This window comes from Flavobacterium pectinovorum, assembly GCF_006438875.1.
GTDB lineage: Bacteria > Bacteroidota > Bacteroidia > Flavobacteriales > Flavobacteriaceae > Flavobacterium > Flavobacterium pectinovorum_A.
Genome location: NZ_RCZH01000007.1, coordinates 316822 through 330038 on the forward strand (window position 1 = coordinate 316822; position 13217 = coordinate 330038).

Consider the following 13217-nt stretch of genomic DNA (forward strand, 5'->3'; position numbering starts at 1 on the left):
ATCTTTCATTGTGAAATATAAATAGAGTTGGTTTTTATTGGTTTTTTTTAAATAGAATGTTGGTTCAGCAAATCATGATATTTATCTGCAATCACCTTCATATTAATATTATAATTCGCATTCTCTTCTACAAACTTTCTGTTTTGTAAAATAGCTTTATTTCGGGATTCGGCATTTTCAAAAGACCAGATTAATTCTTCGGCGAGCATTTCGATATTGTCGATTTCAATCAATTGTCCGTTTTCGCGATGTTTAATCCAACTTTGATTTCCGGCAATATCTGAAACTATCGGATAACAATTACAAGCCATTGCTTCAAATAATGATGCCGAAACGCCTTCGGTAATTGGCATGCTGATATAAATATTGGATTGCTGTAATAATCCAGGAAGTTCTATATTTGGAATTCTTCCTGTGAAAATGACTTYATTTTCGATTTGTAATTCTTTTGCTAAATCTTTCAGGAATTGCAATCGTGTTCCGTCACCAACGATAGTTAACGAAAAATCAATTCCTTTTTGGTTAAGAATTGCAAAAGCTTTCAAAATAGAATCGTGACGATATTCCGGTTGCAAAGAACGTGTTACAATTGCCTCAATTTTATCCGAATTATTAATAGAAGGAGAAAAAAGTGATAAATCAATACCTTTCGGGATAACCAAAACTTTGCTCATATCAACTCCAATTGCTTTCATAGAAATCGTCATAACCGGACCCCAAGCATGAATTAAATCGGCTTTTTTGAACGCGTGTTTCTGAATAATTTTCTTAAGAGGAAGTAAAACAGAACCGTCCGGCCATAAATCAGTTCTGCCTTGTTGAGCAATTGCAATTGGATGCATTCCTGAAATAGCAGCAAGAAAACCGTAACTGGTTGTTCTTTCGGCGATAATCATATCCGGTTTTTCTCGTCGGATTGTTTTTCGAATAGAAGTAGGAGAGAAGGCATATTCTAATATTCGCTTGAATCTGTTGAGTTTTGAATTGTTTGGAGTTTGAAGTTCCCAAGTGCAGATTTCAAAATCGCCAAATTCTTTCAAACCTTTCATCCAAGTGATAGCGTCGGCGCGATAAGATTCTCCCAGAAAAAGTATTTTTCTTTTTTTCATTCGGCAAACATAAATTTTTTTGCCACGAATTACACGAATTTCCACGAATTTTTATTGTTTGGCTTTGAGAAAGTTTAAACTTTGTTAAAGCTTTTAATAGGTGAAAATTAGTGTAATTCGTGGCTACCTTTTTTTTCTAAAATTCGTCAGTATCTAAAGCGCGATTGATAAATTCATTTAATGGTTTTAATGCGATTAGTTTTTTGCTCATTTTGGCAACGAAGTCTTTCTGAGTCACTTCAGAAATATCATATTTTTGAGTTGCAGTAAAACTTTTCAATTTTAAAAATTCAATTGCAGGATGTTCTTTTTCGTAACCTCTTGGCGGATTTTTAAGCGAATTAGTTTCGTTTACATCCAGACTTCCAAATTCTTTTTTGAATTCTTTATTGGTTATAATAGCTTCCAGATCATCATGGAAAAAAGCAATTTCTTTACGGACTTTCTTTAAATCCGGAGCTTCAGGCGAATAAAATCCACCGGCGATAAAACTGGCGCCTTTTTCGATATGAACATAATATCCGGCACGATTTAAGCCTTTCGTTCCGCAAGACATCCAAACTCCAAGATGTGCTTTGTAAGGAGATTTGTCTTTAGAAAACCGAATGTCACGATTGATTCTGAAAATACAATTTTTAACTTCCAATAATTCTAATGAAGGATCAAGTGGTTTCATCACATCCAGAAAATCGCTGACCAATTGATGGTAATCTTTCTTGAAAACCTCGTATCTTTTTTTATTATCCTGAAACCAATCTCTGTTGTTGTTCTTTTTTAAATCGTCTAAAAATTGCAATGATTCTTTCGTTAGCATATTTGATATATTATTGCAGTTGTTTTTTTAAGTCTTCTTCGCTGATGTAACCGATCAATTTTTTTTGTACCGCTTTGTTTTCGTATAAAACCATAGTAGGAAGCTGCTCAATTTTCATTTGAGTTGCCAGAGTTTTGTTTTTATCCACATCAATTCTAATGATTACCACTTTATCGGCCATTTCTTTCTGCATTTTTAAAAGATACGGTTCCATTTGTTTGCACGGACCACACCATTCCGCATAGAAATCAACCAGAACTTTTTTGTCAGAAGTTAATAAATCATTGAAATCATTCATTGTCATTCCTACCTGAGCTGTTGAAGGAGTTGATAATCCTTCTGCATTCCATTTCATGATTCCGCCTTCTAATTCATAAACGTTGGTAAACCCCAATTCATTTAGTTTTGCAGCAGCTTTTTTACTTCTTCCGCCACTTAAACAATAAACAAAAACAGGTTTCGATTTGTCGTAAGTTGCTACTTTTTCGGCAAAACCTTCGCCGTTCCAGTTTACATTTGCGGCATTGTCAATATGCTCTGATTCAAATTCTTCAGGAGTTCGAACGTCCAATATCTGAGGATTCTCGGTTGTTTTAATTTTTTCTGCAAAATCTTTCGGAGCAATTTCCTTAAAAGAATTGTCTTTCTTTTCGTTACAGGAAAATAATACAACGGAAACTATTAGTAATAAAATTTTAGGAAATTTCATAAGAGTGAATTTTAAAAATAGAATTGCTAAAGTAGTGATTTTTCAATTTTTGAGTTCATAATAGAAAGTGAAAAAAAATGGTTTGCCACGAATTTCTCATTTAAAGCGAATACTCGCATTTTTGTCATTCCGAGGAACGAGGAATCTCCGCAAGAAACTCCTCAGGCAAAATCGCCAATCTTTGTCGAGCTACTTACGGAGATTCCTCGTTCCTCGGAATGACAATATTGAGTTTACTTTGCTTCAAAGCATTCTAAAAACATAAAATCCGTTTAATCCGTAAAATCTGTGGCTAATATTTCAAACAAAGTAAATTCGGGGAAATTCGTGAAATTTGTGGCAAAATAACTACCCCAAATTAAACATCTTATAACTCTGATGTGTCGATTTCACAATCGCTTCGGTACGTTCCGGATGTGTGTCCGAAATAAAAAGCTGACCAAAAGTTTCGCTATTAACCATTTCGATTATTTTGGCAACGCGACTTTCGTCTAATTTATCAAAAATATCATCAAATAATAACAACGGTTTTACGCCGCTTTGTTTCTTCAGAAATTCGAATTGAGCTAATTTCAAGGCAATCAAAAAAGATTTCTGCTGACCTTGAGAGCCAAATTTCTTTATCGGATGCGAATCAATCTCAAATGACAAATCGTCTTTATGAATTCCGACACTTGTGTATTGAAGCGCGCGATCTTTATTGATATGCTCTCGCAAAAGCGTCAGTAAATCTTTTTCGTATAAATTACTTTCATAGACCAATTGCACCGTTTCTTCAGATCCTGTTATGGTTTGATGATGTACATTAAATATAGGTATAAACTGTTCCAGGAAATCTTTTCGTTTCTCAAAAATAGATTGCCCAAAACTATTCAGCTGCTCATTATATATAGATAAAGTATCATTGTCAAAAACATGATTCAGGGCAAAATACTTCAATAATGCATTTCGCTGCACAATCACTTTTTGATACTGAATAAGCTGGTGTAAATAAGTAGAGTCCAATTGTGAAATCACACTGTCCATAAATTTACGGCGTGTTTCGCTTCCTTCAACAATTAAATCACGATCTGCGGGAGAAATAATCACAAGCGGAATAAATCCAATATGATCTGAAAATTTATCGTAAGCTTTTCCGTTTCTTTTTAAGATTTTCTTTTGTCCTTTTTTTAAACTGCAAACGATTTGTTCTATTCTGTCATTTTTTTCTAATTCGGCATCAATTACAAAAAACTCTTCTCCGTGTTTAATATTCTGAACCGCCAGCGGATTAAAATAACTTTTTCCGTAAGCCAAATGATAAATTGCATCAAGCACATTGGTTTTTCCAATGCCGTTTTTGCCCACAAAGCAATTGATCTTGCGGTCAAAATCAAAACTGACTTCGGAGAAATTTTTATAATTGAATAAAGAAATTTTATTTAAATGCATTTTTTTGGAAACTCTAAGGGTAAAATCGGGTGTTTATAAATAGGACTTCGCTTCAGATTGAATGATTTTTAAAGGATTTCTCTTGAAAAATATTTCTAATCTGTGAGAATCTGTGAGAATCTGTGGCGAAAATTATGCTCGCAGCTCCCGAAAAGCCCTGTTTTGAACAGTAAAAATTTAAGGGTGCAAATTATTGAAAATTATTGATATAATAGACTTTTAGGGCGTTGCAAGATGAATTATTTTCCCTTAAACACTAAAGATGGTACTGTTTAGTGAATTATTTTTTTAAAATGGATATAAATTTGCTTTTTTTTGCTTTAGTTTCAATAAAAATTTTATTTTTGCCGTTCACTAAATTAAATTGAAATGGCTACTTATAATAAAAGAGGATATAAAACACCAAAAGAAAAGGAAGTTAAAGATGTTGTTACAGAAGAACAACAAGTAATCATTGACGAGAAGGATAGTACAACAGCCGGTGTGTTCTCAAAATTAGATGAAACTGCTTCAAGAACTGAGGATTGGGTTGCTAAAAATCAAAAAATCATTATTGGTTTAGTTGCTGGTATTGCAGTTGCTACAATTGGATACTTGGCTTACCAAAAATTTATTGAAGCTCCAAAACAAAATGAAGCTGCAAGCGAAATGTTTGTTGCGCAACAAAATTTTGAAAAAGCGACAAATGGTGTAGCAAGCGATTCATTATATAAATTAGCTTTGAATGGTTCTGAAGGTAAATTCGGATTCGTTAAAATTGCTGACGAATATTCTGGAACTGATGCAGGAAATTTAGCAAACTACTATGCAGGTATTGCTTCTTTGAACATTGGTAAATATGATGACGCTATTAAATACTTAGGGGAATTTAAGTCAAAAGAAGCTATCGTTGGAGCTTTGGCAATTGGTGCGATTGGAGATGCTTATTCTCAAAAGAACCAACAAAAAGAAGCTTTAGACTATTATGTGAAAGCTGCTGAATCTAACAAAAATGATTTCACAACACCTCGTTTCTTATTAAAAGCAGGTAAAACAGCTTTGGCTTTAGGTCAAAAAGAAGATGCTATTAAGTACTTAACAGATATTAAAGAAAACTACGATGCAACTCCAGAAGCAGCTTCTGTTGATGTATTGATTGGATTAGCGCAATAATTTTATTTATAGAGTTCAGATTTTAGATTTTAGATTTGTATTTTTACATTCGAAAATCTATTACCGATACCTGTCGGGATTAAAATCTTAAATATTAAAGATGGCTACTGAAAATAAAAATTTATCAGAATACGATAAAAACACGATCCCAAATGCGAAAGACTTTCGATTTGGGATTGTTGTTTCTGAGTGGAACGAAACCATAACAGAAGGGCTTTACAATGGTGCTTTTGATGCGTTAATTGATTGTGATGTGCCACAACAGCAAATTATCCGTTGGAATGTTCCTGGGAGTTTTGAGCTGATTTATGGTGCAAAGAAAATGTTACAGACGCAAAATGTAGATGCGGTTATTGTAATTGGATGTGTAATCCAGGGACAAACCAAACATTTTGATTTTGTGTGTGAAGGTGTAACGCAGGGAATTAAAGATTTGAATGTTCAGACTGATATTCCGGTTATTTTTTGTGTTTTAACAGACAATAACATGCAGCAATCGATTGACAGAAGTGGAGGAGTTCACGGAAATAAAGGAACTGAAGCGGCAATTGCAGCAATAAAAATGGCATATATTCGTCAGCAAGCTTCAATGTCACATCCGTTTCATCAACCATTATTGTCTTCAGGCGCGCTTCAGATAGAAGACAAGCCAATAACGATTGAAAAAGAATAAAATATTTTTCTTCTAAAATATTAAAAACCTGTGCTGTGTAAAATAGTACAGGTTTTTTGTTTTTTTTATGACAAGACTTATTCTAAAAGCCAACAGAAATTCATTAAATTTGTACACCTTGGTTTAGATTTTAAATCAAAAATCTTAAATCGTTAATCTACAATCTAAAATTTTAAATGTCGAGTATAATTCAATTACTTCCTGATCACGTTGCTAATCAAATTGCTGCCGGAGAAGTGGTCCAAAGACCTGCTTCAGTTGTAAAAGAGCTATTGGAAAATGCTGTTGATGCAAAAGCAACTGATATTAAATTGATTATTAAAGACGCTGGAAAATCATTGGTTCAGGTGATTGATAATGGTATGGGAATGAACGTTACAGATGCTCGTTTGTGTTTTGAGCGTCATGCAACTTCAAAAATACGTCAGGCAGAAGATTTATTCTCTCTTCATACCAAAGGGTTTCGTGGAGAGGCTTTGGCTTCTATTGCGGCAATTGCCCACATGGAAATGAAAACCAAACAAGATCAGGATGAACTTGGTACCCATATTATAATAGAAGGCAGTAAATTTGTTTCGCAAGAAGTCGCAGTTTTACCAAAAGGAACTTCGTTTGCGGTTAAAAATTTGTTTTTTAATATTCCCGCTCGTCGTAATTTCTTAAAATCAGATACCGTTGAATTTCGTCATGTAATGGATGAGTTTCAGCGTGTAGCATTGGCACACCCTAATATTCACTTTACATTCTACCATAACGGAAGCGAAATGTATAATTTGCCCGCGGCAGGTTATCGTCAGCGAATTGTTGGGATAATGTCCGGTAAAACCAACGAAAAATTGGTTCCCGTTAATGAAGATACCGAGATTATAAATGTTCAGGGATTTGTTTGTAAACCTGAATTTGCCAAGAAAAACAGAGGAGAGCAATTCTTTTTTGTAAACGATCGTTTCATAAAAAGTGGTTATTTGCATCACGCAGTAATGGCAGCTTACGACGGACTTTTGAAAGACGGTTCACAACCCAGTTATTTCCTGTATTTGCAAGTTCCGCCAAACACGATTGATATTAATATTCATCCGACCAAAACAGAAATTAAGTTTGATGATGAACAGGCTTTGTACGCTATTCTAAGAGCTTCGATTAAACATAGTTTAGGACAGTTTAATGTAGCGCCGGTTTTGGATTTTGATCGCGATGCAAATTTGGATACACCCTATCATTATAAAGATTTAGAAGCTGAAACACCAACGATTCAGGTTGATGGAACTTTTAATCCGTTTACGGATGATAAAACAAATCAGCATTATTCGAAAGCAAGTTCGGGATCTGGTTCAGGATCAAGTTCTGGTGCAAGCTATAGTTCCGGATCAAATTCATATTCAGGAGGATATTCCAAACGAGTAGAACCAACCGCAAGTTGGGAAAGTTTGTATGTAGGTTTGGAAACTGAAAGTATCGAAAGTTCGCCTTTTACATTTGAAAACGAAGAAGTAACATCATCATTATTTAATGATAATGAGATAGAACAAGCGAGTCAGGGAACCTACCAAATTCATAAAAAATATATAGTTTCGCCAATAAAATCAGGAATGGTTATTGTCGATCAGCAACGGGCACATCAACGTATTTTATATGAACAATTTTTGTTGAATATGACTGTTAATCAAGCATCAAGCCAGCAATTATTGTTTCCTTTAGATTTGTTTTATTCTTCAGATGAAATGACATTAATCGAAGAATTAAAGCCTTCATTAGAAACAACGGGTTTTGTTTTTGAAGAAGCAAAAACGGATCATATTGTTATTTCCGGAATTCCGGTAAATATCACAGAAAGTGAAGTTTCTCTTGTAATCGAGCAATTATTGACAGATTTGCAAGACGGAATTCCAGCCAGCAGTTACAGTCAGAATGATACAATTGCGAAATCTATGGCAAAAAGTTTAGCGGTTAAAACCGGATCTTATTTAACCGAAAAAGAACAAGATAATTTGGTAAATGGTTTGTTTGCCTGTAAAGACCCAAATATTTCACCTTTTCAAAAACCTACATTCATCACCATGCGTGTTGAAGATATAGATAAAAAGTTTGCCTTATGATGAAAATAACAGAAACTGTTAAACAGTTAATAATTATAAATGTTCTCTTTTTTATAGGAACGATGGCATTGGGTAATTTTTCGTCCTATAATCCTGCCTTCCGTATTTTTGCGCTTTATTATCCAGAGGATCAAAGTTTTCAATTTTGGCAATTACTTACACATATGTTTATGCATGGTGGTTACATGCATATTTTGTTTAATATGTTCGCTTTGTATTCTTTCGGATCAGCTTTGGAGCATTTTTGGGGTGGTAAAAAGTTTCTATTTTTTTATATATCTTGTGGTTTAGGAGCGGCATTACTTCATACAGGGATAAATTATATTCAAATACATTCTCTTTTAGATTCAGTTTCAACTTTGGGGCTTTCAAAGGCTGACTTGCATTTGGTTTTAAATATGGATTATAAATCTTTATTTGATGCAAGCGGGCATATGATTGAAGGTCCTATTAAGGCTGTTTTAGATAGAGCGCACTGTAATCAGGAGCAATTTGGCATTTTAACGGAAGCAGCAGCAATTTCTCAGGGAACTGTTGTTGGAGCTTCAGGTGCAATTTATGGATTACTTACTGCTTTTGCGTTTATGTTTCCAAATGCTGAGTTGGGTATAATGTTTATACCTATTCCAATTAAAGCAAAGTATTTTGTTCCGGGTATTTTAGCTGTCGATTTATTTTTAGGATTTAAAGGAAGTTCTTTATTTGGAAGCGGTGGTACTGGAATAGCGCATTTTGCTCATATTGGTGGCGCACTAACTGGGTATTTGATGATGTTGTATTGGAAAAAAAATCAGTTTAATCAAAATCGTTGGAATTAATTTTTAACTTTAATATAAAAAATAAAAACTAAAGAAAGCTTTTATGAATATTCTGGACGATCTGAAATTACAATATAAATTAGGGGGAATCGCAATGCGTGTCATTTACTGGAACATTGCTTGTTTCTTGATTTCGTTAGTGTTTTTCTACCAATTTTCTATTGGTCAATTTACTTTTCCAAGTTGGTTGGCATTGTCGTCAGATCCCGAAGTTTTCCTGTTTAGACCCTGGACTTTTTTAACGTATGCCTTCTTTCATGACGGATTTTTGCATTTGTTATTTAATATGATGGTTTTGAACTTTGCCAGTCAATTATTTTTGACCTTCTTTACACAAAAGCAATATTTAGGATTATACATTTTAAGTGCTATTTTCTCCGGAGTTGCTTTTGCCTTGAGTTTTTACTTTTTAAATTTTTCGGCTTCTATCGTTGGTGCTTCTGCTGCTATCATGGCAATTTTGGTCGCTACTACAACCTATCAGCCGTTAATGAATGTGCGTTTGTTACTTATAGGAAACGTAAAATTATGGCACATTACAGCTGTAATTTTGATTTTAGATTTAATGCAGTTTCGTTTAGACAATACCGGCGGGCATATCTCACATTTAGCCGGAGCAATTTTTGGATTTATTTACATTAAATTACTTCAAAACGGAACAGATTTGAGTATCATTATTTCTAAAACAATTGATTTCTTTACCAATCTATTCAAAAAATCCCCATCGACCCCATTCACAAAAGTTCATAAGAATTACAAAAAACCTACAGAAAAAGTGACGTCAAGAATTGTTACGAAAGACAAAACGCAACAGCAAATCGACGAAATTTTAGACAAGATTAGCCAGTCCGGTTATGATTGTCTGACAAAAGAAGAAAAAGAGTTTTTATTTAAAGCTGGAAAATAATCCTTTTAGCAAACAAATATGAAAAACCTTTCGTGGTTTAATAAAATAATGTTCTTTTTGAATATAGTGCTGACTGTTCTAACATTTAGTATCTATATTTTACCATTCTTAGCACCTAAAAGCTTTCCGCTTTTATCGGTGCTTACGCTGTTTATGCCAGCTTTTTTTGTCCTGAACGGATTGTTCTTCGTTTATTGGGCGATTCAGTTTAAAAAGCGTCTTATTTTATCAGGTTTGGTATTATTGACCGGAATTACCTTTATCAGTAAATTTTATAAATTCTCGGCTAAAGAATATGTTCAGGACGAAAAGGATTTTTCTGTAATGAGTTATAATGTGCGTCTTTTTAATGTTTTTAAATGGTTGGATCGAGACGATATTCCTTCAAATATAAAAACTTTTATAGACGAGAAAGATCCGGATATTTTATGTATTCAGGAGTATTCGAATTCGGCACATATTGATTTAAAAGTATATCCGCATCGTTATATTTTTATAGAAGGAAATAAAATTAAAACCGGTCAGGCAATCTTCTCGAAGTTCCCAATTTTATATGAAGGAAATATTATTTTTCCGAATTCTGATAATAATGTCATTTATGCTGATATAAAGCGCGGAAAAGATATTATCAGGGTTTATAACATGCACCTGCAATCGATTAAGATTTCGCCTGATGTTAGTGATATTTCGAATAATATAGACAATGTAAATCAGGAAAAATCGCAATTGATTTATACCAGAATCAGTAAAGGATTCAGACAACAACAAGAACAGGCCCAGATCTTTAAAGAAAATATTAAAGAATGTAAAAATCCGATTATTATTTGTGGAGACATGAATAATAGTCCGTTTTCATACGTTTATCGAAGTATAAAAGGCAAGCTAAAAGACGCTTTTGAAGAAGCTGGAGAAGGCTTTGGAGCCACATATAAATTCAAATACTATCCCGCCCGAATTGATTATATTTTTACAGACAGTAAAATGAAAGTAAAACAATTCGAAAGTTTTCCTGATTTTGAAAACTCAGATCATTATCCGATAATGACAAGGCTTTCTATAGAATAGTTTTTTACCACAAAGGTTTTTTTACCGCAAAGTGCGCTAAGATTTACTTTTATTTTACGCATATAAAACACAAAGTTCGCAAAGTTAGATCAACACAAAGCTTTGCGAACTTTGTGTTTTGCAAAAAGCTTGTATATAAAAAACTTTGCGCACTTTGCGGTAAAAAAACACTATTCTAACTGCAAAGATTCGCAAAGTTTATCAGCCGCGAATTTCACGAATCAGCACGAATTAATTTGTGATAATTTGTGAAATTTGTGGCAAAAAATCATTTTTAATCTTCTAATCTGTGGGCAAACATAGGAGTGCGCTAAGGTTTACTTTTACTTTACGCATATAAAACACAAACTTCATAATCCCGAAGCTTCGGATGTATTGATCTAGCTTTGCGAACTTTGTGTTTTATAAAAAGCTTGTATATAAAAAAACTTTGCGCACTTTGCGGTAAAAAAACACACAGTCTACAAGTTTAGCTTTCTATACTGCAATGGAGAAGTTTGTTTTAACTCTTTAAACTTTCTGTTGAAATTGGAGATGTTATTAAAACCACATAATTCGGCGATTTCCAGAACGGACAGTTCGCTGTTGTTTGCCAATAGTTTTGATGCATGCTCAATTCTCACTTCGATTAAAAACTGGAAAAAAGACTTGTTGGTCCGGACTTTAAAATACCGGCAAAAAGCATTTTTGGTCATATTGGCAATTGAGGCAATTTCGTCTAGATTTATGTTTTTGCTAAAGTTAGTCATCACATGTTCAAAAACCGTCTGCATGCGTTTTCCTTCATTATCCGTAATTTTCTTATCGTATAAATGATTCGACAAGAGTTCTTTATCGTTGTTTGAAAGCCATTTCATGATTTCCAGAAACAAAATAAAGCGCTGATAATTGTCGGCTTTATTTAACTTTTTAAAAGACTTGGTTATTTTTTTTGGAGCATTATGAATTATAAAGCCGTTTTTGCTGCTTTCTAAAAAAGGATGAATGTTTTTGAACGTATTCAGATTAAAAAAATCTTTGCCAAATGAAGATGTTGTAAAAAATAAGGTAAGCATTATTGAGGGTTCATTTTCGCGTATTTCACTCCTGAAAACATGAGGTAAATTGCTGCCAATCACCAATATATCGCCTTGATTGTAGTGCGATATAGTGTCGCCGGCAAAAACTGCACCTTCGCCTTTTTCGATAAAACTAATTTGAATCTCTTCATGTTGATGAAGCTTGTCATAGAAAACAATTTCTCTATCTTCTTGATATATAAGGGGATCTTCTCCCGATTTAGGGATTTTAAATGGAAAAACTTTCATGGTTGGGTTAGTTAGTTACTTCAAATATATTTTATTTATGCAAAAAAATAGCAATATATTAGTTAGTTTTTTACATAAACGGCCTGTATAAGGTAATATAGTATTGTTTTAAGGTAATTTATTAGCCTTCTGCTTTGTTCAATATAAATAATTTTGGTTCCAATTAAAATCAATATTATGAGTATTCAATGGAAAGGCGTAATGCCGGCAGTAACTACAAAATTTACTGCAGATGATAAGTTAGACTTCAGAATGTTTGAGGTAAATTTAAAAGCACAATTAGACGCAGGTGTAGAAGGAATTATTCTTGGAGGTACTTTAGGAGAAGCCAGCACACTGTTAGAAGAAGAGAAAAGAGAGTTAGTAACAGGTACGGTTAGCATGGTTAACAATCAGGTGCCTGTAATAATGAATATTGCCGAACAAACTACCCGCGGAGCAATTTTGGCGGCTAATAAAGCAGAAAAAGATGGAGCAAAAGGTTTGATGATGTTGCCTCCAATGCGCTATAAAGCTTCGGATTATGAGACAGTTGTTTTTTTCTCTGAAGTGGCTAAAAACACATCGCTTCCAATCATGGTTTACAACAACCCAATCGATTATAAAATAGAAGTTACACTGGATATGTTCGAAGAAATTTTGAAATTCGATAATATTCAGGCAGTAAAAGAATCAACCAGAGATATCTCTAATGTAACAAGAATGATCAACCGTTTTGGAGATCGTTTAAAAATATTATCAGGAGTAGATACATTGGCTTTAGAAAGTTTATTGATGGGATCTCACGGATGGGTTTCAGGTTTAGTAGACGCTTTTCCTAGAGAAACTGTTGCGATTTACAAATTGGCAAAAGCGGGTCGAATTGATGAAGCTTTGAAAATATACAGATGGTTTTTACCTTTATTAGAATTAGATATTAATGCTTTTTTAGTTCAGAATATCAAGCTTGCAGAAGTAGCAACAGGTATTGGAACAGAAAATGTTCGTGCGCCAAGATTACCGCTTCGTGGAGCTGAGAGAGAACACGTTTTAGGAATCATCGCCAGATCATTAGAAACGAGACCGGAATTGCCGGATTATAAAAATCTATAGTCGTTAGGAGTTACAATTGGTTTTACAAACTTCATCTTTTAAGA

12 protein-coding genes are annotated in these 13217 nt (G+C 33.8%); 7 read left to right on the top strand and 5 right to left on the bottom strand.

All coding sequences use genetic code 11. The features are described 5' to 3' along the window. Positions 1–47 precede the first annotated feature (47 nt). The 4 genes from EAH81_RS12840 to recF form a co-directional block, all read right to left on the bottom strand. Entirely contained in the window at positions 48–1109 is a 1062-nt protein-coding gene (locus EAH81_RS12840) for a glycosyltransferase (protein ID WP_140507607.1), read from the bottom strand. Positions 1110–1245: 136 nt separating this feature from the next. Next, positions 1246–1923: a DUF2461 domain-containing protein gene (locus EAH81_RS12845; RefSeq protein ID WP_140507609.1), complete on the bottom strand. Its 678-nt coding sequence runs from the start codon at positions 1921–1923 to the stop codon at positions 1246–1248. A 10-nt stretch (positions 1924–1933) separates the two neighbouring features. Further along, entirely contained in the window at positions 1934–2632 is a 699-nt protein-coding gene (locus EAH81_RS12850; protein WP_140507612.1) for a thioredoxin domain-containing protein, read from the bottom strand. Between the two features lie 348 nt (positions 2633–2980). Further along, complete coding sequence (recF, locus tag EAH81_RS12855) at positions 2981–4063, bottom strand: DNA replication/repair protein RecF (RefSeq protein WP_140507614.1); 1083 nt, start codon at positions 4061–4063, stop codon at positions 2981–2983. A gap of 369 nt (positions 4064–4432) precedes the next feature. On the opposite strand from recF, the gene EAH81_RS12860 reads away from it, so the two are divergent. From EAH81_RS12860 to EAH81_RS12885, 6 genes are all read left to right on the top strand, one after another. Next, positions 4433–5215, top strand: coding sequence for a tetratricopeptide repeat protein (locus EAH81_RS12860; RefSeq protein ID WP_121328970.1), 783 nt, complete (start codon positions 4433–4435; stop codon positions 5213–5215). Positions 5216–5315: 100 nt separating this feature from the next. Further along, a complete protein-coding gene (ribH, locus tag EAH81_RS12865) occupies positions 5316–5888 on the top strand; it encodes a 6,7-dimethyl-8-ribityllumazine synthase (RefSeq protein WP_140507617.1) in 573 nt (190 codons plus the stop codon). 176 nt (positions 5889–6064) lie between these two features. After that, on the top strand, positions 6065–7984 hold the full coding sequence (gene mutL, locus EAH81_RS12870; RefSeq protein ID WP_140507620.1) for a DNA mismatch repair endonuclease MutL: 1920 nt from the start codon (positions 6065–6067) through the stop codon (positions 7982–7984). Continuing rightward, entirely contained in the window at positions 7984–8802 is an 819-nt protein-coding gene (locus EAH81_RS12875; protein ID WP_170214136.1) for a rhomboid family intramembrane serine protease, read from the top strand. The genes mutL and EAH81_RS12875 overlap by 1 nt, the downstream gene beginning before the upstream one ends. Before the next feature lie 43 nt (positions 8803–8845). Further along, positions 8846–9709 carry a rhomboid family protein gene (locus EAH81_RS12880; protein WP_140507624.1) on the top strand — a complete coding sequence of 288 codons (864 nt, stop codon included), beginning with the start codon at positions 8846–8848 and terminating at the stop codon, positions 9707–9709. 18 nt (positions 9710–9727) lie between these two features. After that, the gene (locus EAH81_RS12885) at positions 9728–10774 is read left to right on the top strand and encodes an endonuclease/exonuclease/phosphatase family protein (protein ID WP_170214135.1); all 1047 of its coding nucleotides are present in this window, start codon (positions 9728–9730) and stop codon (positions 10772–10774) included. Between the two features lie 461 nt (positions 10775–11235). Here EAH81_RS12885 and EAH81_RS12890 read toward each other — a convergent pair whose 3' ends face one another. Then, a complete protein-coding gene (locus tag EAH81_RS12890; RefSeq protein ID WP_140507626.1) occupies positions 11236–12081 on the bottom strand; it encodes an AraC family transcriptional regulator in 846 nt (281 codons plus the stop codon). Between the two features lie 177 nt (positions 12082–12258). Between EAH81_RS12890 and EAH81_RS12895 the strand changes: the two genes are divergently transcribed. Continuing rightward, on the top strand, positions 12259–13173 hold the full coding sequence (locus EAH81_RS12895) for a dihydrodipicolinate synthase family protein (protein ID WP_140507628.1): 915 nt from the start codon (positions 12259–12261) through the stop codon (positions 13171–13173). Positions 13174–13217: the final 44 nt, after the last annotated feature.

Excerpts from the sequence above, each read along its gene's own strand:
- mutL (WP_140507620.1), top strand. The coding sequence starts at position 6,065 with ATGTCGAGTATAATTCAATTACTTCCTGATCACGTTGCTAATCAAATT.
- EAH81_RS12890 (WP_140507626.1), bottom strand. The coding sequence starts at position 12,081 with ATGAAAGTTTTTCCATTTAAAATCCCTAAATCGGGAGAAGATCCCCTT.
- EAH81_RS12880 (WP_140507624.1), top strand. The coding sequence starts at position 8,846 with ATGAATATTCTGGACGATCTGAAATTACAATATAAATTAGGGGGAATC.
- ribH (WP_140507617.1), top strand. The coding sequence starts at position 5,316 with ATGGCTACTGAAAATAAAAATTTATCAGAATACGATAAAAACACGATC.
- EAH81_RS12860 (WP_121328970.1), top strand. The coding sequence starts at position 4,433 with ATGGCTACTTATAATAAAAGAGGATATAAAACACCAAAAGAAAAGGAA.
- EAH81_RS12895 (WP_140507628.1), top strand. The coding sequence starts at position 12,259 with ATGAGTATTCAATGGAAAGGCGTAATGCCGGCAGTAACTACAAAATTT.
- EAH81_RS12875 (WP_170214136.1), top strand. The coding sequence starts at position 7,984 with ATGAAAATAACAGAAACTGTTAAACAGTTAATAATTATAAATGTTCTC.
- EAH81_RS12845 (WP_140507609.1), bottom strand. The coding sequence starts at position 1,923 with ATGCTAACGAAAGAATCATTGCAATTTTTAGACGATTTAAAAAAGAAC.
- recF (WP_140507614.1), bottom strand. The coding sequence starts at position 4,063 with ATGCATTTAAATAAAATTTCTTTATTCAATTATAAAAATTTCTCCGAA.
- EAH81_RS12850 (WP_140507612.1), bottom strand. The coding sequence starts at position 2,632 with ATGAAATTTCCTAAAATTTTATTACTAATAGTTTCCGTTGTATTATTT.
- EAH81_RS12885 (WP_170214135.1), top strand. The coding sequence starts at position 9,728 with ATGAAAAACCTTTCGTGGTTTAATAAAATAATGTTCTTTTTGAATATA.